Annotated in this window: 23 protein-coding genes and 1 pseudogene; 3 read left to right on the forward strand and 21 right to left on the reverse strand. The window is 35.4% G+C overall.

Translation table 11 applies throughout. From position 1 onward, the window contains the following. Positions 1-167: 167 nt before the first annotated feature. On the reverse strand, positions 168-1,166 hold the full coding sequence (locus Q0Y70_RS03045) for a substrate-binding domain-containing protein (protein WP_297816377.1): 999 nt from the start codon (positions 1,164-1,166) through the stop codon (positions 168-170). Positions 1,167-1,310: 144 nt separating this feature from the next. On the opposite strand from Q0Y70_RS03045, the gene Q0Y70_RS03050 reads away from it, so the two are divergent. Beyond that, on the forward strand, positions 1,311-2,417 hold the full coding sequence (locus Q0Y70_RS03050; protein WP_297816379.1) for a Xaa-Pro peptidase family protein: 1,107 nt from the start codon (positions 1,311-1,313) through the stop codon (positions 2,415-2,417). A 57-nt stretch (positions 2,418-2,474) separates the two neighbouring features. On the opposite strand, the gene Q0Y70_RS03055 is transcribed toward Q0Y70_RS03050, so the two are convergent. Both Q0Y70_RS03055 and Q0Y70_RS03060 read right to left on the reverse strand, forming a co-directional pair. After that, the gene (locus tag Q0Y70_RS03055) at positions 2,475-2,810 is read right to left on the reverse strand and encodes a DUF1269 domain-containing family protein (protein WP_297816382.1); all 336 of its coding nucleotides are present in this window, start codon (positions 2,808-2,810) and stop codon (positions 2,475-2,477) included. A gap of 25 nt (positions 2,811-2,835) precedes the next feature. Beyond that, positions 2,836-3,267, reverse strand: coding sequence for a DUF948 domain-containing protein (locus Q0Y70_RS03060; RefSeq protein ID WP_297816385.1), 432 nt, complete (start codon positions 3,265-3,267; stop codon positions 2,836-2,838). Positions 3,268-3,390: 123 nt separating this feature from the next. Here Q0Y70_RS03060 and Q0Y70_RS03065 point away from each other — a divergent pair, with 123 nt between their 5' ends. Next, positions 3,391-4,233 carry a mechanosensitive ion channel family protein gene (locus Q0Y70_RS03065; protein ID WP_297816389.1) on the forward strand — a complete coding sequence of 281 codons (843 nt, stop codon included), beginning with the start codon at positions 3,391-3,393 and terminating at the stop codon, positions 4,231-4,233. Positions 4,234-4,271: 38 nt separating this feature from the next. On the opposite strand, the gene Q0Y70_RS03070 is transcribed toward Q0Y70_RS03065, so the two are convergent. Together Q0Y70_RS03070 and murI are read right to left on the reverse strand one after the other, a co-directional pair. Further along, positions 4,272-4,898: an XTP/dITP diphosphatase gene (locus Q0Y70_RS03070; RefSeq protein WP_297816392.1), complete on the reverse strand. Its 627-nt coding sequence runs from the start codon at positions 4,896-4,898 to the stop codon at positions 4,272-4,274. 17 nt (positions 4,899-4,915) lie between these two features. Further along, positions 4,916-5,704: a glutamate racemase gene (gene murI / locus Q0Y70_RS03075; protein ID WP_297816394.1), complete on the reverse strand. Its 789-nt coding sequence runs from the start codon at positions 5,702-5,704 to the stop codon at positions 4,916-4,918. Positions 5,705-5,804: 100 nt separating this feature from the next. Here murI and Q0Y70_RS03080 point away from each other — a divergent pair, with 100 nt between their 5' ends. Beyond that, on the forward strand, positions 5,805-6,203 hold the full coding sequence (locus Q0Y70_RS03080; protein WP_297816398.1) for a YslB family protein: 399 nt from the start codon (positions 5,805-5,807) through the stop codon (positions 6,201-6,203). A gap of 46 nt (positions 6,204-6,249) precedes the next feature. Here the strand turns inward: Q0Y70_RS03080 and trxA are convergent, their stop codons facing one another. From trxA to mutS, 16 genes and pseudogenes are all read right to left on the reverse strand, one after another. Further along, positions 6,250-6,561 carry a thioredoxin gene (gene trxA / locus Q0Y70_RS03085; protein WP_297816401.1) on the reverse strand — a complete coding sequence of 104 codons (312 nt, stop codon included), beginning with the start codon at positions 6,559-6,561 and terminating at the stop codon, positions 6,250-6,252. A gap of 71 nt (positions 6,562-6,632) precedes the next feature. Further along, positions 6,633-8,996 carry an endonuclease MutS2 gene (locus tag Q0Y70_RS03090; protein WP_297816404.1) on the reverse strand — a complete coding sequence of 788 codons (2,364 nt, stop codon included), beginning with the start codon at positions 8,994-8,996 and terminating at the stop codon, positions 6,633-6,635. Positions 8,997-9,035: 39 nt separating this feature from the next. Further along, positions 9,036-9,578 (reverse strand): CvpA family protein, encoded by a 543-nt coding sequence (locus Q0Y70_RS03095; RefSeq protein WP_297816407.1) that lies wholly within the window; start codon positions 9,576-9,578, stop codon positions 9,036-9,038. 49 nt (positions 9,579-9,627) lie between these two features. Further along, entirely contained in the window at positions 9,628-9,939 is a 312-nt protein-coding gene (locus tag Q0Y70_RS03100; RefSeq protein ID WP_297816410.1) for a DUF1292 domain-containing protein, read from the reverse strand. Between the two features lie 2 nt (positions 9,940-9,941). Then, positions 9,942-10,370 (reverse strand): Holliday junction resolvase RuvX, encoded by a 429-nt coding sequence (gene ruvX, locus Q0Y70_RS03105; RefSeq protein WP_297816413.1) that lies wholly within the window; start codon positions 10,368-10,370, stop codon positions 9,942-9,944. Next, positions 10,370-10,627 (reverse strand): IreB family regulatory phosphoprotein, encoded by a 258-nt coding sequence (locus tag Q0Y70_RS03110; RefSeq protein ID WP_209687300.1) that lies wholly within the window; start codon positions 10,625-10,627, stop codon positions 10,370-10,372. Before Q0Y70_RS03110 ends, ruvX begins: the two co-directional genes overlap by 1 nt. A gap of 52 nt (positions 10,628-10,679) precedes the next feature. After that, entirely contained in the window at positions 10,680-13,328 is a 2,649-nt protein-coding gene (alaS, locus tag Q0Y70_RS03115; RefSeq protein WP_297816418.1) for an alanine--tRNA ligase, read from the reverse strand. 232 nt (positions 13,329-13,560) lie between these two features. Further along, positions 13,561-14,940 carry a DEAD/DEAH box helicase gene (locus tag Q0Y70_RS03120; protein ID WP_297816421.1) on the reverse strand — a complete coding sequence of 460 codons (1,380 nt, stop codon included), beginning with the start codon at positions 14,938-14,940 and terminating at the stop codon, positions 13,561-13,563. After that, a complete protein-coding gene (locus Q0Y70_RS03125) occupies positions 14,927-15,889 on the reverse strand; it encodes a bifunctional oligoribonuclease/PAP phosphatase NrnA (protein ID WP_297816424.1) in 963 nt (320 codons plus the stop codon). Before Q0Y70_RS03125 ends, Q0Y70_RS03120 begins: the two co-directional genes overlap by 14 nt. A gap of 32 nt (positions 15,890-15,921) precedes the next feature. Next, a pseudogene (gene dinB, locus Q0Y70_RS03130) lies at positions 15,922-17,040 on the reverse strand (DNA polymerase IV). Continuing rightward, the gene (gene zwf, locus Q0Y70_RS03135) at positions 17,040-18,488 is read right to left on the reverse strand and encodes a glucose-6-phosphate dehydrogenase (RefSeq protein ID WP_297816427.1); all 1,449 of its coding nucleotides are present in this window, start codon (positions 18,486-18,488) and stop codon (positions 17,040-17,042) included. The pseudogene dinB and the gene zwf overlap by 1 nt, the downstream one beginning before the upstream one ends. A 113-nt stretch (positions 18,489-18,601) precedes the next feature. Then, positions 18,602-19,027, reverse strand: a complete 426-nt coding sequence (gene yajC, locus Q0Y70_RS03140; protein WP_297816430.1) for a preprotein translocase subunit YajC — start codon at positions 19,025-19,027, stop codon at positions 18,602-18,604. Between the two features lie 89 nt (positions 19,028-19,116). Further along, a complete protein-coding gene (gene ruvB, locus Q0Y70_RS03145) occupies positions 19,117-20,124 on the reverse strand; it encodes a Holliday junction branch migration DNA helicase RuvB (RefSeq protein WP_297816433.1) in 1,008 nt (335 codons plus the stop codon). A 42-nt stretch (positions 20,125-20,166) separates the two neighbouring features. After that, the gene (gene ruvA, locus Q0Y70_RS03150) at positions 20,167-20,745 is read right to left on the reverse strand and encodes a Holliday junction branch migration protein RuvA (protein WP_297816436.1); all 579 of its coding nucleotides are present in this window, start codon (positions 20,743-20,745) and stop codon (positions 20,167-20,169) included. 5 nt (positions 20,746-20,750) lie between these two features. Beyond that, entirely contained in the window at positions 20,751-22,640 is a 1,890-nt protein-coding gene (mutL, locus tag Q0Y70_RS03155) for a DNA mismatch repair endonuclease MutL (RefSeq protein ID WP_297816439.1), read from the reverse strand. Further along, positions 22,640-25,219, reverse strand: coding sequence for a DNA mismatch repair protein MutS (mutS, locus tag Q0Y70_RS03160; protein ID WP_297816442.1), 2,580 nt, complete (start codon positions 25,217-25,219; stop codon positions 22,640-22,642). The genes mutL and mutS overlap by 1 nt, the downstream gene beginning before the upstream one ends. Between the last annotated feature and the right edge of the window lie 48 nt (positions 25,220-25,267).

Raw genomic sequence — 25,267 nt, forward strand, 5'->3', positions numbered from 1 at the left:
AGTGAGCAGAAAGACAAAAACTCTGCTCACTTTTATTTTAAAAAGAAAAAGAACCGAATCAAAATGATTCGGTTCATAAAGTCTGATCTTCGTCAATGTCTTAACTTAATGACATTGCTTCAATTAGCCTTGCTTTTTTGTGTCTATAAATCAATTTATAATTTTACTTATTTATTCAACGTAGTATTTGCTTCAATTACTTCTAATGGCAAAGTAATATGAAGATCATCAACATCTTCATTATTCATCATCTTAGTCAACATTCTCATCGCTACCGCCCCGATATCATAAAGTGGTTGGCGAATGGTAGTCATTTTTGGTCTAACAATTTCAGCGACCATAGTTGATGCAGCAGAAATAATTTCTAATTCCTCTGGAACTTTAACATTATTATCTTGAGCCGCATTCAAAATACCAGCTGCAGCCATGTCGCGTGTCGCAATTACACCATCAATTTTATCTGCATACATCTTATTAAAGATCTTGTAGCCATCTTCATAGGATTTGATTTCTGAATAAATATGAGGTGTCAAATTGTGGTCAGACATAAACTTATTATAAGCTTTAATACGGTGAGCAGCATTTACATAAGCCTTTTCATCGTTTAAGACTAAAGCCAAATTGCGTTTGCCATCTTGATATAAAATATTTAAAGCTGTCTCTTCTGCTTTCTCGTAATCAATTGCCACACTACCAAAATCTGGATTAGAATCAATTGTTCCAGCTAATACGACTGGAGTGTTTGTTCTAATCAAAGCATTTCTAGCTTTTTCAGACATTTGATTAGACATATAAATTACTCCATCGACTTGTTTATTCAATAAATTTTGAATAACCTGATCATCCTCAAGCAATTTATTTTCAACACTTGATAAAAGGATATTGTACTTATACATCGTTGCAATATCATCAATACCTTGAGACAATTCAGCAAAGTGTAAATTAGTAAACCCCGGTACAATTAAGCCAACTGTTGTAGTCTTCTTCGAGGCTAGGCCTTGTGCAACCGCATTTGGTTGATAGTGTAAACGATCAATAACTGCTAAAACACGATCACGCGTTTCTTTTCGAACATTATTATTTCCGTTAACTACTCTTGAAACTGTAGCCATTGAAACTTTAGCTTCACGAGCTACATCGTATATTGTTACTTCTTGTTTTTGCATCGATCTCACGCTCCAATTCTTTCCTATCTAACTTATCAAGAAAAGCCTGCTATTGCAAGCGTTTACCCATAATTTACGTTTATTAATCCAAATTTATGATATACTCACGATACAAACATAAATATTTTTAACAAGGAGATTAATATGAATCTAGATAAACTACAACAATGGTTAATCGACACTAATAACGATGTAGCCTACGTTTCTGATCCTATTAGTATCAATTACTTTACTGGCTACAGCATGGAACCTCATGAAAGAATTTTTGCTCTCGTAGCATTTAAAGATGCCCCTGCATTTATTTTTGCTCCCGCATTAAATGTTGAAGAAGCTAAAAATTCTGCATGGAATGGCGATGTTTATGGCTACTTAGACCACGAAAATCCATGGATGATGATTGCGGACCTAGTTAAAAAACGTGTTAACAATCCTCTAAATATCGCTGTCGAAAAAAGTCATTTGAGTGTTGAAAGATTAGAACAATTGAAAGTAGCTTTTCCAAACTCTATTTTTACTAACAATCTTTCTCCGTTCATTTCACAAGCACGTCTAATTAAAACTGAAGACGAAATCGCTCAACTTAAAGCAGCTGGTCAAGAAGCAGATTTTGCTTTCACAGTTGGTTTTGATGCTTTAAGAAACGGCGTGACTGAAAGATACGTTGCAGGGCAAATTGACTATCAATTAAAGCTTAAAAAAGGTGTAATGCACACCAGCTTTGAAACGATCGTCCAAGCCGGCAAAAACGCTGCTAATCCTCACTTAGGCCCTACCATGAATAAAGTTGAACCAAATGAATTAGTTTTATTTGACTTGGGGACAATGCACAACGGTTATGCTTCTGATTCAAGTAGAACTGTTGCTTATGGTGAACCTAGTGCTAAAGAAAAAGAAATTTATGAAGTTGACCGTGAAGCTCAACAAGCTGCCATTGACGCTGCTAAGCCTGGTATGACTGCAAGTGAATTAGATGCAGTTGCAAGAAATGTTATCAAAAAAGCAGGCTATGGTGAATACTTTATCCACCGTTTAGGCCACGGAATCGGTCTTAATGTTCATGAATTTCCACAGATTATGGAAGGAAACGATGTCGTTTTACAAGAAGGTATGTGTTTTTCAATTGAACCAGGTATCTACATCCCTGGTTTAGGCGGCGTAAGAATTGAAGACTGTGGTGTAGTTACTGATCATGGTTTTGAAACATTTACCAAAACAAGTAAAGAATTAAAATATATCCCAGTTAGAGACTAATTATTTAGCTATCAAAAAAGCAGGCATGTGCCTGCTTTTTTGATATGGATATTAAAACTAATTAGTACCTTCAGAGTTTTTCAAATCTGAAACGGCTTCTTTATTCGTTTTATCATCATCGCCCAAATCTTTAGAAGTATCGTCAATTACGATATCATCAAAATCTTTTAATTCAGAATCATCTTCTACACTTTTAGGGAATGATTTTAATTGAGTTTTGATAGTTTCAGTACCCTTATCATATTTTTCTTTTAAATCTTGAAGCTTATCATTTTCAGCGATTTTTTTCTTTAAATCTTCTTGTGCATCATCTGGTAAAAGCATTGAAGCGGCTACTAAACCAGCACCTAAACCAATTACACTACCTAAAATAAAACTACCTACTTTACTCATAGTTAAACACTCCTTTATTATTTATCTAATCTTGACCCTTACGACGCTTGCGTCGAGCAAACATACGACTAGCTAGTGATGAAACAATACCAATGCTTGCACTACCGATACCAAAATTTGAGAATCGACGAATTAATTTTTTAGAAGAATCATTAATATCTGAAACACTTTCTCCTAAATCTGCTGCTGCTTTAACAACAGGATCTAATTCAACTATCTTCTTGTTGACATCAGATAGTAAAACATTGCTTTTATCCATCAAGTCTTCTGTCTGTTTCATTAAAACATTAGCTTGTGCATTTAAGTCATCGATTGTTTGGTTGACACTATCTAAAGTGGAATCCACTTTTTTCATAGTTTTTGCAGCTTTAACAAGTAAAGGCAAAGTGAACAAAACTAAAATTAAAAATGCAATTGCCGCAATTAAACCGGCTAATGCGCCAAAAGAAATTGTCATTTTCTTTCCTCCATAAAGTTACTTTACTACTCACTAAAAAGTCTAGCATTAATTATCGCCGCAAGCAATGAATACTCCTCGAGATTTTGTTATACTACAGTCAATAAGCAAAAGGAGTTTTGTATGAATATTTCTTCACTTTTAAGTAAAAGTACTAATAAAAATTCAACGACACCATTAATTGATTGGAACGATGTTGCCCATAATCTATTGGGTAAAACTATTCATTTAATTATCACGAGTCTAATCTTTTTTATAATCTGGCGAATTGGGAAAAGATTAATCAATAAATATGTAATTAACAACAAGAAGTTTCAAACTAAAATTTCTAGTCGCACACGGACACTTTCTGAATTGTCCATTAATATTTTTCAATATTCTCTTTTATTTTTCTATCTATATGGCGCATTAGGAATTTTAGGCCTGCCTGTAGGGACATTACTAGCTAGTGCGGGGATTGTTTCTCTAGCACTTGGAATGGGTGCACAGGGCTTTGTAAGCGACTTAGTCAATGGAATTAACCTTCTAAGCGAAGGTCAATTCGATGTTGGAGACACCGTTAAAATCGGCAATTACACCGGAACCGTTATGCAGCTTGGACTCAGAACAACAAAATTAAAAGGAATTGACGGAACAATTACCTATATTCCTAATCATAATATTAGTGTTGTTCAAAATATCACTCGTGGTGGTGTTAGCCTGGATATCGTTTTACAGCTTAATTCAACTAGCAATCTAAAAATCGTCCAGCAATCTATCGAAACTGCCAATCACGCTTTAAGGCCTAAATTTATGAGTCAAATTAAAAAAGGGCCAACTATTACTGGAGTAACTGCTCAAAATGGTGGTACATTAACCTATGAAATTCATTTACAAGTTCTACCTGGAAGTGAAGCTAAAATTAAAAATGCATACTTTACCCACTATATTAACGAATTGAAAAATAATAATATCAAATTTAGTTAAAAAGCTTAATTACGTTTCAAACGCAATTAAGCTTTTTATTATTTTTCTTTTTCCATTTTCTTCCACCAAGCTGGAAGTTCTTCTAATAACTTTCTCAAAGCTTGGCCGCGATGAGATATTGCATTTTTTTCATCTACATCCATTTGTGCAAATGTCTTGCCCTTTTCTGGAACAAAAAACAAAGGATCATAACCAAAGGTTCCATCGCCTCTTGGACTAGTTAAAATTTCGCCTTTAATCTCACCTTGGGTAATAAGATCATCATCAAATCTTCCCGGCCAAGATAAGACCATTGTCGTATGAAAAGTTGCAGTTCTCTTTTCACGAGGAACTCCACCTAATTCAGCAAGAAGTTTAGCATTATTTCTAGCATCATTATGATCTTGCCCGCTATAGCGAGCAGAAAAAACGCCAGGAGCCCCATTTAACTTATCTACACAAAGTCCTGAATCATCTGCTAAAGTTGGCAGATGGCTGAATTCAGCTAATTTATGTGCCTTTAATTTTGCATTGGCTAAAAAAGTAGTACCCGTTTCTACAACCTCTGGCGGATTATCTAAATCTTGGTCAGTAATAACTCGTAAGGGAAAATTAGCCTTAGATAAAGCTTCTTGAACTTCCTTTGCCTTATTTTTATTACTAGTCGCAAATAATAAAGTATCCATACTCATACTCTTTTCTATTAATCTTGAACGTGCTTAGCAATAAGTTCTGGATCGTTCATCCATTGACGAGCAATCTCAGTAAACTTGCGAGCATTTCCTGTAGTGTAATACTCATGTTTAGCTGGGCCCTCTGCAAGCATATTATCTCTTTTTAAGACATTATAAGTATACTGAGCAACTTGATCAGCTGGATCTAAAATACATTTATCTGGAGAAATGCAGGCTTGAATCTCATTTAACAACAATGGATAGTGGGTACATCCCAAAACCAAAGTATCAAAGTCCCCATTTTTTAAAGGCCGCAGACTCTGACTGACAATTTTTAATTTAGTATCTTCATCTGGATCTTCTTCAGCTAATGGTGCTAATGCGGGCTGAGCAAATTCTTGAACTTGTATATCTGAATCTCTAGAATGAATTTCATCGCGATATGCATGACTCAAAGTGGTAGCCGTTGTTCCAATAACTGCTACTTTTTTAGTTTTAGTTTTTTTAGCAGCATCTAAAGCACCTGACTGAATAACGCCAATGATTTGTAGATCAACTTCATTTTGAATTGTCGGCATTGCAGCCGCAGTTGCAGTATTACAACCAAAAATAATAGTTTTTACATTCTTAGAAAGCAAAAATTTTACACTACTGCGAGTTAATTCAATAATTTCTTCTTTTGAACGATCACCATAAGGCATATTGGCTTGATCGCCGATAAACACTGTAGATTCGCCGGGTAACTTAGCAATAACTTTTTTTAAAACTGTTAAACCTCCTAAACCCGAGTCTAATACCCCAATTGGACGATTATCCATAAAAAAATTCTCCTTTAATTAATGATGTTGAAAATAAATCCCTTTTCTACTGTACCCATTTTAGGTTAAAATACAAAAGAAGACAAAAGGAAATGAAATTATGAAAGACAATCAAGAACATCTTTACTTTTTAAATTCACTTTATCGTGATTGTATTTTACCCCAAATACTTGGTACAGATGACCAAGATATTTTATATTGGGCAGGCAAACATGTTAGTCGTAAATATGATTTATCAAATATTGATGAATTACCTGAGTTTTTCGATATGGCAGAGTTTGGTACTTTGAAGATTTTAAAAGACAAGAAGCACTCAGCTCTCTTTGAACTTTCAGGACAAACTGTCAGCGACCGTTTAGACAGCGGTAGCGAGGAATTTTCCTTAGAAAGTGGAATTATAGCTGAATGTATTGAAAGACAAACACAGAGCCCAACAGAGGCATCTGCAAGCATTAATGTCAAGAACCACACAGTACAAATCACTGCTCAATCAGACTAAATCTATTCAAAAAGACCTAGCACTTCAGATTGCTAGGTCTTTTAAATTAATCAACATATTGATCTAAGATTGATTCTAGTTTTTCTTTTGGAGTGTAACCAGTTAATCGGTCGACAATTTTACCATCTTTTTTAATTAATAAAGTTGGAATAGCCATAATTCCTAAATTCTTGGCTGTTTCTTGGTTTTGGTCAACATCCATTTTGGTGAATTTTACATCGTCCATCTCTTCAGAAAGTTCATCAATCACAGGTGATTGCATCTTACATGGCCCACACCAAGTTGCCCAAAAATCTGTTAAAACTACACCTTCACTAGTTTCTTCTTCAAAAGTTTGATCTGTAATTTCTTCAACCATAATATTATCCTCCGAATCAAAGATTATAACTAGATTTTAGCGATTATACTTACTTTTTGCAAGTAATATGCCTACTTAAAATGAACAATCGTAGCTCCTGTTCCACCTTCATTTGCCGGAGCATAGCTAAAATCTTTTACATGACGATTACGTTTGAGATATTGGTTAACACCATTTCTAATAGCACCGGTACCAATTCCATGGATAATCGTCACTGTATTAAGTCCACTAAGCAAAGCTGAATCAATATAGCGATCCAAATTTGTCATTGCTTCTTCATAACGCTGACCACGCAAGTCTACTTCAGCGCGTACATTTTGCATTCGTAAGCCTTTGGCCGATCTGACAACTTGTTCAGGCTTTTTAGGTTTTGCAGATGCGGTTTTTTCAATATCGCGATCAGAAGCTTTTACTTTCAAGATACCAATTTGAACTTCATATTCATGCTCACCTAATTTTTTAGTAATATGGCCCATTTGTCCATAAGATAGAACTTTTACAGTATCTCCTACTTTTACATCATGACGACGTTTTTCGCGCTGCAAAACGCGATTATGAGCCAAATTATTGCTTTCTTTTTCTAATGTGTTCAAAGCGCCTTTAGCATCGATAATTTCATTGGTTTTAACTTTAGCTCCCGCACGTCTTTGCTCTTCTAGCTCAGCAATAATCTTATCTGCTTTTTCACGCTTTTTGGCAACAATTTCATTAGCTTTTTCTTGAGCTTTTTCAAGTTGCTTTTCAACTTGTTGGTTATACCAGTCAAGCCCATCTTGTAATCTACGCTCTAATTCAGTACTCTTGTTGACTTTCTTTTCTAAAGTCTGACGTAAATTTTCTGCTTTTTTAGTTTGATCACTCAAACGTTCAATCATCGTATTGATATCACTATCTTCATCTTTCATCAAACTTCGAGCAGCTTCAACCACCATGTGATCCATCCCCAATTGACTAGCAATAGCAAACGCATTACTTTGCCCAGGGATGCCGATACGTAATTTATAAGTAGGTGATAAGGTCTTAATATCAAATTCCATTGAAGCATTCGTCGTTCGCATGCGATTATAACCATAAAGCTTAAGTTCTGGATAGTGAGTTGTAATTGCAACTTTACAGTCTTTAGATTGTAAATAATCTAAGATAGCGATTGCCAAACTCGCGCCTTGCTCGGGATCGGTTCCTGCACCTAATTCATCGATTAAAACCAGATCGTTGGCAGTTACATCTTTCATAATCCTAATGATTTGATCCATATGTGAAGAAAAAGTACTCAATGATTGTTCAATGGACTGTTCATCACCGATATCAGCATAAATTTCACCAAATACGCCAACTTTGCTTTCTTCATTGGCTGTAATAAATAAACCTGATTGAGCCATTAACTGCAATAATCCAAGTGTTTTTAAAGTAATCGTTTTACCACCCGTATTTGGACCGGTAATAAGCATGGTATCAAAAGATATCCCTAATTCAATATCATTTGCTACTACTTTTTTAGGGTCAATTAATGGATGGCGCGCTTTTCTTAACTCAATTGAATGATCATTAGTCAAGATAGGTTCAGTTGCCCGCATTTGTTTGGCTAGTTTGCTTTTTGCACTTAAAAAGTCTAACTGCATCAAAGATTGAGAGTTCTTTGAAATTTCATCTGTATGATCAGCAATTACAGCAGATAAGTGTTTTAAAATTGTCCGAACTTCTTGTCTTTCTTGAGCCATCAAATCTTGCTGACGATTATTCAAACTAAGAACTACTTCAGGTTCTACAAATAAAGTCTGACCACTGGCACTTTGATCATGAACTACACCGCCAAATTTATTTTTATACTCTTGCTTAACAGGCACTACATAACGTCCATCACGGATTGTAATAATACTTTCTGAAAGATATTTAGTTGTATTACCTTTTATATAGCGATTCATGTGATTTTTGATATCAATTTCATTAGCCTGAATATCATGACGTAATTGTGCCAATTTTTCTGAAGCGGTATCTAAGACACTACCATCAAATTCAATTGATCTTTTTAAAACATTGAATAAGTCATCGTCAACTTGGAGATTTTCGAGATATTCATCAATAGAAGTAGTATCAATTTCACGTTCTTCAAAATCTTGAGTGAATTTATCAATGTCTTTAGCTAAACTCAAAATTAAGAAGATATTTCCAATTTCTTGCCCATTTAAATTAGCTTTAACTTTTAAACGTTTAACAGCGGGCTTAACATCATTAAAATCAGTTAAAGGAAGTGGTCCTTTTAAACGTAAAATGTTTGCTAAAACACGTGTTTGTTCAATACTACGTTTGACCTCATCAAAATCAGAGCTTGGTCTTAAATTGTGAGCTTGTTTTTTAGCTGGACCAGTTATAGCAAAATCTGCTAGGCGGTCAATGATTTTTTTATATTCTAATTTTTCTAAAATTTTTGAATTCATAATTTTTCCTAACAAAAAGGTCCCAACATGGGACCTTATCTAAACTGAAGTGACAAATAAATTAATAAACAAGTGTGAAATTCCGGGTGAAAAGCGCAAAATACTATTGGCTAAAATCGATTTACCAAGACTATGTTGGATACCAGGTTCAGCAACTGTCGCCAAAATAAAGAGTAATAAATACAAACTTATTTGAGTGACAATTAATGAAATTAAAATACCGCCCCAAGCGTTAATACTTGCGTTAATATCAATATATTTCAAACTATTGAAGCCTGATAAAATCAGACGCCAAATGCAAAATACAACCAATAAAACAATGACAAAAGAAACCGCAGCATAAAATGACTGGTCTAAAGTTAAACCAGTTGTTTTATCAAAAAAGGCAAATGTACTTTTATCATTAGCTGAAGGATATGGAACCCATAGATTTATTAACTTACTTACTGGCTTATAGAGCAAAGCAGCAATTAATAAACTGATCACATAGCCAATCCCTACAAGCCCTTCGTAAATAACTCCACGTCTATATCCCACATAGCAACAATATATGAAAATTAAGATAATAAGAAAAGAAAGCATAATTCCCCTTTAACCAAAAAAGACTAGCAAAGCCAGTCTTTTCTAGCGGTTATTCCCCACTTAAACGATCATCTGACAGAAAAGTATTCAAGACTCCTTGAACCATATCCCATTCATCATCATCAGTTATTTCATGAAGATCTGAACTAGTTACTTCACCATCTTCGTCGGCATCATATGAAAATGCTTGAACTTCAACATCATCATCTTCACCAACAGCAGCTGGATAAAGCAAAACATAAGATTTATTGTAATCATCTGAAGTAAACGTAAACAATACTTCAAATAATTCTTCATTACCGTTTTCGTCAACTAAAGTAATTTTTTGGTCAGCATTTTGACCATTAATTTTTTCGCTCATAGTTAATCCTTTCTGGTTCTTTCCAGATAGTTTTGCAAGATTAAAACAGCAGCCATTTGATCGACAACTTTTTTTCGTTTATTTCGATCATGCATACCAGCTTCTTGAATAAGCAAGCGATCAGCTTGTTTAGTAGTAAGGCGTTCATCATTATAATAAACTGGCAAGCCAAACTTTTTAATTAAACGCTCACCATAACTCTTACTTCGAGCAACTGATGGACCGTCTGAACCATCCATATTTTTGGGTAATCCCAAAACAAAACCATCTATCTCATACTCACGTACAAGCTGTTTAATTTTCTTGATTCCAAAATTAAACTTACTTTCATCTATTGGAATTGTTTCGACTTCTTGAGCAGTAATTCCAAGCGGATCACTCACGGCAACTCCCACTGTTTTACTGCCAACATCTAATCCCAGAAGGCGCATTATTTATCTTTACCCAGATAGCTTTTTACTAGTTCCTCAATAATCTCATCACGTTCATGTTTCAAGATTAAATTACGTGCATCATTATGACGAGGAATATAAGCAGGGTCGCCTGAAAGTAAGTATCCTACAATTTGATTAATAGGATTGTAGCCCTTTTCTTCCAAAGCAGCATAAACATCTTGTAAGGTATCATAAACATTCTTGCCTTTGTTTTGGTTAAAGTCAAAATGCATTGTTTTATCTAGCGAACTCATATTCAATTCCTCCCATCTACTCAATTTTACTTGAAATTAGAACGTAAGACAATTAATTTTGTTTTTCTTCAATTTCTTTTAATACTTGCTTCAAAGCATCGTCTAACCCAGCTGGGTTTTTACCTCCAGCTTGAGCCATATTTGGACGACCGCCACCGCCGCCACCAAAGAGAGGAGCAACGGCCTTAATTAAGTCGCCTGCCTTAAGACCTGCTTTGATTGCAGCATCGTTTAAACTAATAACCATGTTTGCTTTGTCGCCCACTTTAGCAGCTAAAGCTAACACATCGGACTTATCTGAGTTCTTCCAGTTATCAGCTAATTCACGAAGGTCATTCATTGATTCAACATTTGCCATCGTAGCAATTACGCGCAAGTTTTTAACTTGTTTAACATCGCTAAATAGATCGCCTGCTTTAGCTTTGTTAATTTGAGCTTTAAGTTGTTCAACTTCTTTTTGACTTGCACGCAAGTTTTCTTCAATTGAATCAATCTTATTTTGAACATCTTCAACCTTTGTTGCTTTAACATCTTCTTGGATTTGCTTTAAGATATCGTCATGCTTAGTTACGTATTCGTAAGCTTGTGGACCAGTTACCGCAATAATTCTGCGAGTACCAGCACCAACAGCGGATTCAGAAACTATCTTGAGCATTCCAATTTGGTCGGTATTTTCACAGTGAGTACCACCACAAAATTCAGTTGAGAAATCATCGATTTGAACAACACGAACTTGATCGCCATATTTTTCGCCAAATAAAGCTAGCGCACCCATCTTAAGACCTGTTTCTGGATCAGTTACAGTAGTCTTAACTGGAATTTCTTCCCAAATCTTTTGGTTAACGATCTTTTCAACGTTAGCAATTTCTTTCTTAGTCATTGGCTCTAAACTAGTAAAGTCAAATCTTAGATAATCAGGCTCAACTAAAGATCCTGCCTGGTGAGTATGGTGACCTAAAACCTCACGCAAAGCTGCATGAAGCAAGTGTGTAGCAGTATGGTTATGTTTAAGACCGCGACGACGCTTTTGATCGACTTTAAGAACGTATTCTTGGCCTTTTTCAAGTGGTAAAACAATATCTACAAAATGTAAGTTTTGATCATTTGGTGCATGTTGAACGTCAACAACTTTAGCTACTAACTCACCATCTTGGTTTAAGATTTCACCATGATCAGCAACTTGTCCACCACGTTCTGCATAAAATGGAGTCTTATCAAAAATCAAAGCTGCATTTTCACCATCTGCTTTGTCAACTAACTTATCATCAACAACAATATCAATTAACTTGGCGTGGTTTTCTTGCAATACTCCATATTCAAACTCACTCTTGTCTTTGATATTCATCAAAGTTACATCTTGTGAGCCCATTGATTGTAAGTTACCACGAGCTTTACGAGCACGTTCTTTTTGAGCCTTCATCTCTTGATCAAAGCCCTTTTTATCAACTTTCAATCCTGCATCTTGAGCAGCTTCAAAAGTTAATTCATAAGGAAAGCCGTAAGTATCAAATAACTTAAATGCATCCTTACCGGAAACAGTCTTATTATCGCTGTTTTTAGCTTCATCAATGATATTATCAAGCAAGTTTAGACCTGAAGAAAGAGTTACTTGGAATCTTTCTTCTTCATTTTTAATAACTTTTTGAATAAATGCTTGTTGGTCAATAACTTCTGGATAGTGGGTCTTCATTATTTCACCGACTACAGGAACTAATTTGTACAAAAATGCACCTTTAATTCCCAAACGTTGACCATTTAGGTCAGCACGTCTAATTAAACGGCGTAAAACATATCCACGACCTGAATTTGAAGGAAGTGCACCATCACCAATTGCAAAACTTACCGCACGAACGTGGTCAGCAATAATCTTGAAGGCAACATCGTCTTCTTTATTTTTACCATAAACCTTACCATCACTTAACTTTTCAGTAGCATGAATAATTGGCAAGAATAAGTCAGTTTCAAAGTTAGTTGGAGCATCTTGAATAATTGAAACAACACGCTCTAATCCCATACCGGTATCGATGTTTTTATGTGGTTGATCGACATACTTACCATTTGGTAAGTGGTTAAATTGTGAAAATACGATATTCCAAATTTCAAGATAACGGGCATTTTCACCACCAGGGTAGTTTTCTGGATCATCTTCAGCAACATCATTATTTTCTTGACCACGGTCATAGAAAATTTCTGAGTCGGGACCACAAGGACCTTCCCCAATATCCCAGAAGTTATCTTCCAACTTAACAATATGATCTTCAGGCAATCCTACAACATCATGCCACATATGATATGCATCCGTATCTTTGGGATAAACTGTTACATAAAGTTTATTAGGATCAAGACCGAGCCATTTAGGACTGGTTAAAAATTCCCATGCCCAAGGAATAACTTCTTTTTTAAAGTAATCACCCACAGAGAAGTTACCAAGCATTTCAAAGAAAGTTTGGTGACGAGCGGTTTTCCCAACATTTTCGATATCGTTAGTTCTAATTGACTTTTGTGATGACGTAATGCGGTGATTCTTAGGTACAACAGAACCATCAAAATATTTCTTCATTGTAGCCACACCAGAGTTAATCCACAATAAAGTTGGATCATCTTGTGGAATTAATGGTGCACTTTTCATTACCATGTGACCATGTTCTTTGAAGAAATCAAGGAACATTTGACGAACTTGAGAACTAGTCAATTGTTTCATATAAAATATCTCCTAAATAATGCAAAAAACACTCTTGCATAAACAAGGACGCTCCCAGCGCGGTACCACCTTGATTGCAACAGTGTTTGTTACCTCTTAAAATTGTTATCGTTAATTAGTGGATAGGTAGCATTCTTAAAATTGTTCTAGGCCTTCTCACCATTTAGCCCTCTCTTTGAAAATTAACTTTAAGAATATGTCCTAAACTTTGTATTATTTTACTACAAAATTTTTACTTGTCAAAATCGTTTCGACTTCTTTCACGCTCACGTTTTCTGCGTCTTTTTGCTTTACGCATTTCATGACGCTCTTCAAGCTTACGCTTTTGACGACGATCATCTTGGATAGCTTTTTGAATCTTCTTTTTATAACCCGGTTTGCGCTTTTTCTTGGCTTTTTTAACCATTCCTACTAAACGATTATCCAGCTTATGATTACGGGTTTTACGATTATCTCGGCGATGATAGTGAGTTCTTTCAACTAATTCACCATTTTTCAACTCTTTAAAGTCAAAATGCATCCCTAATTTTTCCAAATCTTCAATATCTGACATTTCGTCATCGTAAATCAGAGTAATTGCATGACCAGGCAGATTATTTCGACCAGTTCTACCGATTCGGTGAATTACAAACTCAAGATCCTTTGGAATTTCATAATTAATTACCAAGCTAACCCCATCAATATCAATTCCGCGAGCAGCTAAATCACTTGCTACAACATATTGATATTGACCCTCACGAACCTGTCTAATTGTTCGTTTTCTTTCTCTTTCAGTAATTCCGCCATGGATCTTAGCTACTTTAAGTCCTTGATCTTCTAAATAAGCACTTAATTCGTCAACCTTTTGCTTAGTATTGGCAAAAACTAAGGCTAAATAGGGCTGGCCCATAGTCAACAGCTTATACAAAATTTCTTTTTTGTCTTTTGAACCAACATCAATTAAATCATTTTGAATAGTTGGCGCAATAACGCTTGGATTATCAATCACAATAAATTCCGGCCGCGACATATATTTACGTAAGAAATTTTCTAGCTTAACAGGAATAGTTGCAGAAAAAGCAGATAGTTCAGCATCTTTAAGTTTAGAAATAACTTCGTCCATCTGATGCAAAAAGCCCATATCAAGTGTCATATCAGCTTCATCAATGACAAAGACTTTTACATTCTCAAGGTTAATCACTTTTTTTGATACAAAATCATGCAAACGTCCCGGCGTAGCAATAATTAACTGTGGAGCTCTACTTTCAGCCTTCTTTATCTGACGATCGCGGTCATTTCCCCCACCTAAATATTCAATAGAGATATTTAGACCAGATGCTTTTTTTAATTGTTGGGCAACCTTATATAATTGATTAGCTAATTCACGGCTAGGAGCTGTAATTACAGCCTGAGTTACCGGAATATCTTCATTAATTTTATTAAAAATTGGAATCAAGTAAGCATGTGTTTTTCCTGATCCAGTTGCAGCTTGTACAACAACATTTTTATCGTTCAATAATTCAGGGATAACTTTTTCTTGAACCTTTGTTGGCTTTTCAAAGTTGATTTTTTTTAGAGCTTCACGAAGCTGTGGTCTTAATTGTTCATTTTCAAAAATATTAGTTTTTGTCATGTTCTTCACGATATTTCTTAGTTACTTCAATAACTTCATTAAATATTTCTTTTACTTCATCCATGTCTTTGGCATTGGCACCACTAGCTAAAGCGTGACCGCCGCCATCATGTTTAGCAGCTAATTCGTTAATAATAGGACCTTTTGAACGATAATGTACTCTGAACGTTCCATCTGGCTTTTCGACAAAGACATTCCAAGCAATAATATCTTTAATACGGCCCGGTGTAGATACAGTAACTGAAGCTTGGTCATCTGTTATACCATATTTTTTAAGGTCCTTTTGAGTTAAAACTGCATAAGCTGCACCACTTGGATCTACTGTCATGTAGTCTAAGACCATGGCTTGAAGTTTAGCTTGTTTTAAACTTACATCACTAATATTTCTAGCGATTTCAGTAATATTAATACCTGTTTGAGCCAATTGACTAGCAATTTCAAAAGTATGAGCAGAAGTTTCAGGATACATAAAACGTCCTGTATCTCCAACCATTCCAGCATATAATGCATAAGCAATATCTGGGGTAATTTTGATATTTTCTGCATTTAAAAAGTCAGCAATAATTTGACTAGCTGCTGGAGCATCTGGATCCACATAACTCATATCCGCATATGGATCAACATCTGGATGGTGATCAATTTTAATCAAAAAGTCGCCTTGATCATATAACTTATTAGAAATTCTTGGTGTATTAGCAGTATCAGTGGTAATTACCAAAGCTCCCTTATAATCTTCAGCCTTTACTTCATCCATTGTATTAATCCAAGCTAAATCGCCCTCATCATTTTCACCAGCACATAAGATACGCTTTTCAGGAAAAGTAGCCTTTAAGCCGCGAGCCAGTCCAGCTTGAGATCCCAAAGCGTCTGGATCTGGACTAGTGTGTCTGTGTAAGATAATAGTTGGATATTGTTTTATTTTTTCAAATATTTCGTCAAAAGTTGCCATTAAAATTACTCCTTAAATAAATTGTCTCTTTATTACTTAGTTTCAAACAAATCGAGTTTTACTTCTTCAAACTGAGTGTCACTCAAGTCAGTCACAGTTAACCCTAATAAGCGAATACCATCTTTTAGAAAATATGCTAGTGGCTCAAATAAAACTTTCGCACTTTGAAAGAATTCAATTGGATTACGTGTCGGCTTTTTTAGCTTTAATCTACGCGTTACTGTCTCAAACTTATTATTGCGAATTTTAATCACTACTGTTTGGGCAGATGCTTTTTTATTTACCAACTTTTGAGAAAGTTGCTTGCTGTAATTTCTCAATAAAGTTAAAGCCTGATCTTGATCATAAATATTAGGTTCAAAAGTACGCTCAATTCCAATTTATTTTCTCTTACGTTTTTTAACTACTGGATTGAGATCAATACCATGAGCATGTTGAGCAATCACATATCCCATTTTTTTGAACTTCTTTATTAAAAATTCAGTATCTAATTTTTGCAAATCAGAGCCATTTTTAACACCTAATTCTTTTAGCTGCTGCTGCGTTCTTTCTCCAATACCTGGAAAATCACTAATCTTACGCTGCGATAAAAAAATTTTAGCTTCATTTGGCAAAATTACTGTCCTTCCAAAAGGCTTGGCATATTCTGAACCCATTTTGGCAAGAAACTTATTATAGCTGATTCCAAATGAAGAGTTCAAATGTACCTCTTTAAAAATCTTTTTTTGTAGTCTAATAGCTAATTCAAGCGCTGAATAAGCACCTAATTTGTTTTGAGTCACGTCAAGATAAGCTTCGTCTAAAGCAACCGATTCAACTTGATCAGTCATTTCATACATTAGTTCATGAATCTGACTTGATACTGAGCGATACTTTTCAAAATTCGGCTTTAAAAAGACTACCTCAGATTCTGGCACTAGCTTGAGGGCTTTCATGGTTGACATTGCCGAATGAACGCCAAACTTTCTAGCCACATAATTAGCAGTAGCTACTACTCCATGTCCATTGTTTAAACGAGGATCTTGCCCAATAATTAAAGCTTTATTTGCTAAAGAAGGATTATCACGCATTTCTACAGATGCATAAAAAGCATCCATATCTAGATGAATTATTTTTCTAGAAGTATCATTTTTTGGAAGTAATCGATCCATTAGCGATAAATCCAGTGCTCTTTTGGATCATCAAAAATATCATTTGCACTCTTAGGGCCGAAAGCCATTGGTGCGTACTGTTCAGGATGTTTACCTTCACTATTAAGTTTTTGCCAAGCCTTTTCTACAGCATCAACAAATTCCCAATAACGCTTTAATTCTGCCCAGTGAGTGAAGTTAGTACTATCTGCGACAAAAACATCATGTAAAAGCCGCTCATATCCATCTGGAACCTGAGCCATTTCTTCTTTAGAAAAAGTATAATCTAAAATTTCACGTCTTAGACCATCTGTAGAAATCTTCTTACCATTAATGGTTAAATAAATTTCACTAGTTGGATCAATAATAATTGAAATATTGTTTGAATGAGCACTACCATAAAGATTATTCATATGCTTTAAAACAATATCAATACGAGAAATTTTTTCTTTCATTTCTTTACCAGTTCTAAAGTAGATCGGTACACCTGCCAAAGGGCCTTGATCAAATTTGACTTGGCCAGCTGCAAAAGTTTCAACATTGGATTGAGGATCAACTTGATCTTCTTCTAAATAAGCTGGTGTCGTAGCGCCTGCACAATATTGACCACGAGCAAAATGTTTTTCAACATCATCAAGTCCAGGAATTTGCAAGCTTGCTAATAAGTCTTGCTTTGCCTTATGGATTGCTTCAGAACTCAAATTCTCTGGCTCTGGCATAGCAAGTAAAGTAATAATTTGAAAAATATGATTTTGAACCATATCTCTTAAGGCACCAGAAGTTTCATAGTATCCTCCTCTAGTTCCCACTCCGATACTTTCAGCCAAAGTTACTTGAACGTTTTGAACAAAGGTATTATTCCAAATATTTTTAATTAAAGGGTTGGTCATACGCAATGGCATTATATTTTGAACCATTTCTTTGCCAAGATAGTGGTCAATACGATAAACAGAGTCTTCGTCAAAGCTCGCTCTAATTTCTTTATTTAATTCTTCAGCTGACTTTAAATCACGACCAAATGGCTTTTCAACAACTAATCGGTTGAAGCCAGATCCCGTCAAGTTTTGATCATGAATATGCGTTGCAATTGTTCCAAAAAAGCGTGGAGCCATTGCCATGTAAAAAATTCTATTACCTTCAGCTGCGTATTTTTCATCTAACTCACTAGCTAAGTCCTTTAAAGCGATGTAGTGATCAACATGCGTTACATCATGAGATTGATAATAAAAGTGTGAAGCAAATTCTTTAACTTCATGTTCATCAACATCATCGTTATTTTCAAAAACAGCTTGTTGGACTTGCTGGCGCAAATAGTCATGACTCCAAGGCCTACGTGCAGTTCCAATTACCGCAAAATGATCGTGAATTAAGCCTTTGTGATACAGATTATACAAAGCCGGATATAACTTTCTATGCGCTAAGTCTCCGGATCCACCGAATAAAATTAATACTACTGGAATATTATTCATAGTATTCCACCTTTAGCCCTTTCATAGTTTACTTCACTAAACATTTTACAATATCCACTTAAATTAGTGAAAAAAATAAAAGCACCCCCGCGCGGTGCTTTTATTTTAAAAGATTACTTGTTATCTTCTTTTTTATTTTCATCTTCAGATGAAGCTTCTTGAGTTTTATCTTCTGAAGATTCTACTTTTTCTTCTTTAGCTTCGTTACTTTTGACATCACTAGCAGAAACTGGAGTTTCAGGAGGTAAAACTTGACGAATAGCCATTCTTGCAAATGTTAAATAAATTCCATCAGCATCAATAACAACAGTGTTATCTTCTTTATTAATTGAATCTACTTTTCCATGAAGACCACTCATCATTACGACGCGGTCACCTTTTTTTAATTGAGACATCATTTGCATACGAGCTTGTTGCTGCTTTTTTTGTGGGCGCATTACAAAGAAGTACATAAATGCAAGTAAAGCAATAAAGACAACGATCATAAATAAATTGTTACCACCAGCGGCAGCATTTTGAGCTAAATATAAAAAATTCAAAGTTTCCACCTCATAAATATAAAAATATAGATAATTTTAACTATCATATACAATACTACTATTATACATTAAATCACAAAAACTTTCAGTTAACTGTGTTTTGGCTTTAATCCTAATTGTAAATAAGCCTTCGCTGTCGCCATTCTCCCGCGCTGAGTCCGGGTAATAAAGCCTTTTTGTAGCAAATATGGTTCATAAACTTCTTCAATAGTATCCGTATCTTCACCAATATTCGCACTGATTGTTTTAATTCCAACGGGGCCGCCGTTATAAGCCTCTATCATTACCTTCAAAAGCTTGCGATCGGTCTGATCTAAACCTTCATCATCAACTTCTAATTGAGTTAAAGCATGCTGAGTAGTCGTCAAAGATATCGATTCTTCTCCTTTAACTTCAGCAAAATCTCGTACCCTTTTTAAAAGTCGGTTAGCAATTCTAGGCGTACCACGAGAGCGACGTGCTAATTCTATACTTGCTTCTGGATCAATTTTTGTATCAAAAACTGCACTAGATCTTTGGACAATTTTTTCCAAATCAGAAACATCATAGTATTCCATGTGCTCAATAATTCCAAAACGATCACGTAGTGGCGCTGACAATTGACCTGCGCGCGTAGTGGCACCAATTAAGGTAAACGGTGGTAATGGAACATGAACGGCATGGGTAGTTTGACCTTCACCAACAACGATATCAATATAAAAATCTTCCATTGCTGAATAAAGCACTTCTTCAACAGGTTTTGCTAGGCGGTGAATTTCATCAATAAACAAAACATCCCCCGGATCTAATTCAGAAAGAAGCGCCACCAAATCACCAGCTTTTTCAATTGCTGGACCTGACGTACTTTTTAAATGCACGTGCATTTCATTAGCAATTACAAAAGCTAGCGTCGTTTTACCTAAACCAGGTGGTCCGTAAAGCAGCACATGATCAAGAGCTTCATCACGTTGAAGAGCTGCCTTAATGTAGACTTTCATTTCGGATTTTACTTTGTCTTGACCAATATACTGATTTAAATATTGCGGACGAAGCGATAATTCCATTTCTTGATCTTCAGAGTTGCTTTTACTATCCACAATTCTTTCTTCATCTGACATCTAATTTCACTTCCTTATTGAATTAACTTGTAACTAATCTTTTTATTTCTTAAGTAATAAGGCCAAGGCTTGCTTAATGTAGCCATCAGCACTATTTTCATCTAGCTCGACCAATTTTGGCGTAATTCGATCGACTTCTTTTTGAGTATAACCTAAGGCAATGAGCGCCATTAATGCATCTTGCAAGCTTGGAGATAAATTGCGATTAAGGGGAGTTTGCTTAACATAATCGCCGAGTTTACCTTTTAAGTCTAAAACAATTTGTGAAGCAGTCTTTTTACCCACCCCAGGAAAACGTGTTAAGTACTTCACTTCACCTTTTTCAATTGCTGATGCTAGTGAATCACTGTCTTCAGCTGCCATAATAGCTAAAGCTGACTTAGGTCCAATTCCTGAAACAGATAGCAATTTTAAAAATAATGCTTTATCTTCCTTAGTTAAAAAGCCATATAAGCTAATGCCAGTATCACGGACAATTTGTTCTACGTATACAGTAGCACTTTCATTTTCTTGATAACTATAAGGAGTGGGTGAAAAAACCTTATAACCTACCCCATTAACGTCAACCACAATAAAACTTGGCTCAATTAAGGTGATTTTTCCTTTTAAATATTCAAACATAAATCCTACTCATTCTTTTTAAACATTTTATTTAGGTCATTATTACTAATTTTGACGATTGTTACACGTCCAGATGGATCATTATAAGGGTCTGAACTGAGCATAATCTTATTCAAAATATCCTGCATTTCAAGATTAGACAATTTGCTCGTACGTGTAACTTCTTTATTAACAATCATAATTGCCATTTCAATCTTAATTTTATCAAGATCTTGTGTACGATTATTTAAAAATAAATCCAAAATTTTCCGCACACCAGCTTCAATATTATTTCTTAGCCAAACAGGGTATGTTCTTAAAATAAAAGTATTTTGACCAAAATCCTCAATAAAAATCCCTAGCTTCTGGATGAGATCTATATTTTCTTTGATTTTGAGATAATCCACATTTGAAAAATCCAAAACTAATGGTTCAAGCAATCCTTGCTGCGCACTTTTTTGCTTTTGTAATTCTTGTAAAAGCTCATCAAATTTAAGCCTTCTTTGAGCACTTAATTGATCAATCAAATACAAGTCATTTTCATGGCTAGCTAAAATATAAGTATTAATTTTACCAATTAACTTCAATTCAGGAAGCCGTAAACTAACATTTTCTTGTCCTTGTGAAGTAATGATATCTGAAGACGTTGTTTGTGAAAACGGCATTAATTTTGTTTGCTCTAAAACATTCTTATTCCAAGTTGCGGTAACTATATATTTATCATTACTTTGCACCTTGTCCAAAGTCACAAAATGACTGGCTGGCTCATGAACTTCTAATTCTTTTCCTTTATTATCTTCTTGTTTATCATCAGTGAAAATTACCGGTCTTTTAGTGTCAACTACATTTTTATTCAAGTTGAATTTTAGCTGATCAACTGGCATTTCTTTTTCTGATTGAAACAAATTCTCTATTGCTGATTGTGCTCCTTCATTTTTGAGCAAGGTCTCACTTATTGTTTGAGTTAACAGACGCTCTAGTTCTTTTTCTTTAGATAAACGAACTTCCTGCTTTGTAGGATGCACATTTACATCAACTAATAATGGATCCAGTTCAATATTAATTACTGCAATCGGATAACGCTTGGCAGCTAATTTACTACCATAACCAGCAATTAAGCTTTGAGTTAATTGGTAGTTTTTGACATATCGACCGTTCAACAAAAATGAAATAAAATTGCGATTTGAGCGTGTATCTTGAGGACTAGAAATTAATCCTGAAATTTTAAAATCAGGCGTTTGACCTGTAATTTCAAGCATTTTTTCTGCCAATTGCCTACCGTAAATATTGGCCATATCTAAACGTAAGTCATCACGTCCAACAGTCTTTAAAATTGGTTTATTATTGTTAGTTAAAGTAAAGCTAACTTCAGGATGTCCTAAAGCTAAACGATCCACAATATCCACAATTTTTAAGATTTCGGTACGTTCAGAGCGCAAGTATTTTAAGCGTGCGGGAGTATTGTAAAAAAGATCTCGAACAGTAATTTTTGTGCCTTGAGGTGAAGCAGCATCTGTTTGGCTTAACTTTTTGCCACCAGCAAATTTAGCTGTAGCGCCATTGGCTCCTCCAACATTAGTTAAGATATCCACATGTGCAACAGCTGCAATTGAGGCTAATGCTTCTCCTCTAAATCCCAATGTGGAAATGTTGAAAAGATCTCGTTGGGTGGATATTTTACTTGTTGCATGCCGAGTAAACGCCAAATCAAGCTGATCTTTTTCAATACCGCTACCGTTATCTTGAACACTTATTTCTGCAAGACCTGCATTAATGAAATTAATTCTGATGCGACTTGCGCCGGCATCAATCGAGTTTTCACACAGCTCTTTAACCACACTAGCAGGGCGTTCAATAACTTCTCCAGCGGCAATTTGATTAGTTAATTCAGCGGATAATTCATGAATTTTAGTCATTAATCTTTATCCTTTAATTCATCTTGCCAGTCGGCTACTAATTGCATAATTTGCAAAGGGGTTTTATCTGCCAAATACAAGTTTTGAATTGCATCTAAGACATCTTTTTCGTCACTTGAGACACTTTCTGTGTTGTCGTCACTATCTGGCTCATTGAATAAATCAAGCTGCTCACTAGTCGGCTGCAAGCTTCCAGCTCCTTGTTTTTCAAGGCGATGAAGCATTGTTGTCGCTTCACGCAAAACTTTTCTTGGTAAACCTGCAAGCTGAGCCACGTGAATTCCATAACTTTGATCTGCAGGTCCTGGCAAAATCTTATGTAAGAAAATTAACTTGCCATTTTCTTGTGTTGCACCAACATGAATATTTTCTAAATGTTCTAGGGTTTGGTCCAGATCAGTCAATTCATGATAGTGGGTCGCAAATAAGGTCTTTGCCCCAACTTTATCATGTAAATATTTAACAATTGCACCTGCTAGTGCCATCCCATCATAAGTTGCAGTTCCACGGCCAATTTCATCAAATAAAACAAGCGAGCGTTTAGTAGCATGCTGTAGTGCTTCATTTGCCTCACTCATTTCGACCATGAAAGTACTTTGACCAGAAATTAGGTCATCAGCTGCTCCAATACGGGTAAAAATTTGATCAAAAATAGGTAAAATTGCACTATCTGCTGGAACAAAGCAGCCAATTTGCGCCATTATCGCAATCAGCGCCATCTGACGCATATAAGTAGATTTACCAGACATATTAGGACCAGTAATTAAGAAAATATCTATATTTTTACCCATCTTAACGTCATTGGGAATAAAACTACCTGCAGTCATTACCTGCTCAACTACGGGATGGCGGCCATTTACTACATTTATTTCATTATCATCACTAGTCATAGCTGGACGGACATAATTATTTTGTTCACTAACCGTAGAAAAAGCAGTTAACACATCCAGACTAGCAATTTGCTTAGCAAGTTTTTGAAGAGCTGGAATATATTTTTTAACATTTTCTCGTAATTTGACAAAAATATCATATTCTAAATCTGTTGAACGAGATTCAGCTTCTAAGATCAGAGCTTCATGTTCTTTTAATTCTGGAGTAATGTAACGCTCTGCATTAGTTAAAGTTTGTTTTCGGGTATAGCGATCAGTTGGCACTTTTGCTTTATTTGAGTTGGTAACTTCAATATAATAGCCAAAAACTTTGTTAAAACCAACTTTTAAGTTATTAATGCCTGTCTTACTTCGTTCGCTAGCCTCCATTTCAGAAAGCCATTTTTTACCATTGGTCATCGCGTCCCGGTAGCGATCAAGTTGTTCATCAACACCGCTGCGAATAATTCCACCTTCAGTAGTTAAAAGCGGTGGATTATCCACAATAGTCTTTTCGATTAAATCACGAATTCCTGCTAATGGATCAATATTTTGAGCAAAACTCATTAAGTTTTCATTACCTGATTGTTTCAGTGAATCCAAAATTGCGGGTACTGCGGCTAATGAATGAGCAAGCTGGAGCATTTCACGTGCATTAACTGACCCAAAGGCAATACGACCAGTTAGACGCTCTAAGTCATAGACGCCCTTTAAATTATCAATAATATTTTCGCGAGTAAAATAGTCATCAAATAAAGCTTGTACCATATCTTGACGAGCCTTTATTTGGCTGTGAGATAATAGTGGCCTTTCGATCCAGGACTTAAGCAGTCGTCCACCCATGGCTGTCGATGTTTTATCAAGTAGCCAAAATAATGATCCCATCTTTTTGCCAGTTTTAGCATTCTTGATTAACTCCAAATTAGTTTGTACAGTATGAGACATCTGCAAGTATTGGGTCGGTTCATAACTTTGCGCTACTTGCAGGTGGGCTAAACTTCGTTTTTGGGTCGACAAAAGATATGAAACTAGCTGTTTAGCTGCTTTTATTTCTGGCTGATTAGATAAGTTTTGCACAACATAAGAAATTTCAGCATGCTCTTGTTCTAACTTAACAGGACTTGAGACAGTGATATTGGCTTTTTGTAAGAAATCTTTATTCGCGCTAGTTAGTGGGCCATCATAAACTACTTCTCGAGTTTGAAGTGACAATAATTCATTAGCAACTGCTTCCCAATCTTTTAAATGTGTGGCAAAAGTTTCCCCAGTGGATAAATCGCTGTAAGCCAGACCAAAACCACTTGCAGTTGAGACAACAGAAGTTAAATAATTAGTATCTTTTGCTTGATCTGGACGCTGCTCCATCATTGTTCCGGGCGTGATTAATTGAATAATTCCGCGCTTGACCATTCCCTTGGCTTTTTTAGGGTCTTCAAGTTGTTCACAAAGAGCAACCTTATAGCCTTTTTCAACTAAAGTATTCACATAAGTATCCACAGCTAAATGAGGCACACCTGCCATTGGAATTGGATTTTTAGTCTTATTTGAACGATGAGTTAAGGTTAACTCGAGAATTTGAGCACCTTTAACTGCATCATCTTCAAAAAGTTCGTAAAAATCGCCCACACGATAAAACAAAAATGCATCTGGATATTGCTGTTTAATTTCGTAATATTGCTCCATCATTGGCGTCGTATCTTTTTTTGCCATTCGTTACCAAATATCCTTTCTTCCAAAAACCTATGTTCTATTATAACG

Source organism: uncultured Lactobacillus sp. (genome assembly GCF_947367085.1).
In the GTDB taxonomy this organism is placed as follows: Bacteria; Bacillota; Bacilli; order Lactobacillales; family Lactobacillaceae; genus Lactobacillus.

What these genes read in the sequence shown, in the direction of transcription:
- ruvA (WP_297816436.1), bottom strand. Translation starts at nt 20,745, where the DNA reads ATGTTTGAATATTTAAAAGGAAAAATCACCTTAATTGAGCCAAGTTTT.
- Q0Y70_RS03050 (WP_297816379.1), top strand. Translation starts at nt 1,311, where the DNA reads ATGAATCTAGATAAACTACAACAATGGTTAATCGACACTAATAACGAT.
- Q0Y70_RS03070 (WP_297816392.1), bottom strand. Translation starts at nt 4,898, where the DNA reads ATGGATACTTTATTATTTGCGACTAGTAATAAAAATAAGGCAAAGGAA.
- Q0Y70_RS03100 (WP_297816410.1), bottom strand. Translation starts at nt 9,939, where the DNA reads ATGAGCGAAAAAATTAATGGTCAAAATGCTGACCAAAAAATTACTTTA.
- zwf (WP_297816427.1), bottom strand. Translation starts at nt 18,488, where the DNA reads ATGAATAATATTCCAGTAGTATTAATTTTATTCGGTGGATCCGGAGAC.
- mutS (WP_297816442.1), bottom strand. Translation starts at nt 25,219, where the DNA reads ATGGCAAAAAAAGATACGACGCCAATGATGGAGCAATATTACGAAATT.
- Q0Y70_RS03125 (WP_297816424.1), bottom strand. Translation starts at nt 15,889, where the DNA reads ATGGCAACTTTTGACGAAATATTTGAAAAAATAAAACAATATCCAACT.
- Q0Y70_RS03045 (WP_297816377.1), bottom strand. Translation starts at nt 1,166, where the DNA reads ATGCAAAAACAAGAAGTAACAATATACGATGTAGCTCGTGAAGCTAAA.
- Q0Y70_RS03065 (WP_297816389.1), top strand. Translation starts at nt 3,391, where the DNA reads ATGAATATTTCTTCACTTTTAAGTAAAAGTACTAATAAAAATTCAACG.
- ruvX (WP_297816413.1), bottom strand. Translation starts at nt 10,370, where the DNA reads ATGCGCCTTCTGGGATTAGATGTTGGCAGTAAAACAGTGGGAGTTGCC.
- Q0Y70_RS03110 (WP_209687300.1), bottom strand. Translation starts at nt 10,627, where the DNA reads ATGAGTTCGCTAGATAAAACAATGCATTTTGACTTTAACCAAAACAAA.
- Q0Y70_RS03080 (WP_297816398.1), top strand. Translation starts at nt 5,805, where the DNA reads ATGAAAGACAATCAAGAACATCTTTACTTTTTAAATTCACTTTATCGT.
- Q0Y70_RS03095 (WP_297816407.1), bottom strand. Translation starts at nt 9,578, where the DNA reads ATGCTTTCTTTTCTTATTATCTTAATTTTCATATATTGTTGCTATGTG.
- Q0Y70_RS03120 (WP_297816421.1), bottom strand. Translation starts at nt 14,940, where the DNA reads ATGACAAAAACTAATATTTTTGAAAATGAACAATTAAGACCACAGCTT.
- trxA (WP_297816401.1), bottom strand. Translation starts at nt 6,561, where the DNA reads ATGGTTGAAGAAATTACAGATCAAACTTTTGAAGAAGAAACTAGTGAA.
- Q0Y70_RS03055 (WP_297816382.1), bottom strand. Translation starts at nt 2,810, where the DNA reads ATGAGTAAAGTAGGTAGTTTTATTTTAGGTAGTGTAATTGGTTTAGGT.
- ruvB (WP_297816433.1), bottom strand. Translation starts at nt 20,124, where the DNA reads ATGTCAGATGAAGAAAGAATTGTGGATAGTAAAAGCAACTCTGAAGAT.
- Q0Y70_RS03090 (WP_297816404.1), bottom strand. Translation starts at nt 8,996, where the DNA reads ATGAATTCAAAAATTTTAGAAAAATTAGAATATAAAAAAATCATTGAC.
- Q0Y70_RS03060 (WP_297816385.1), bottom strand. Translation starts at nt 3,267, where the DNA reads ATGACAATTTCTTTTGGCGCATTAGCCGGTTTAATTGCGGCAATTGCA.
- mutL (WP_297816439.1), bottom strand. Translation starts at nt 22,640, where the DNA reads ATGACTAAAATTCATGAATTATCCGCTGAATTAACTAATCAAATTGCC.
- alaS (WP_297816418.1), bottom strand. Translation starts at nt 13,328, where the DNA reads ATGAAACAATTGACTAGTTCTCAAGTTCGTCAAATGTTCCTTGATTTC.
- murI (WP_297816394.1), bottom strand. Translation starts at nt 5,704, where the DNA reads ATGGATAATCGTCCAATTGGGGTATTAGACTCGGGTTTAGGAGGTTTA.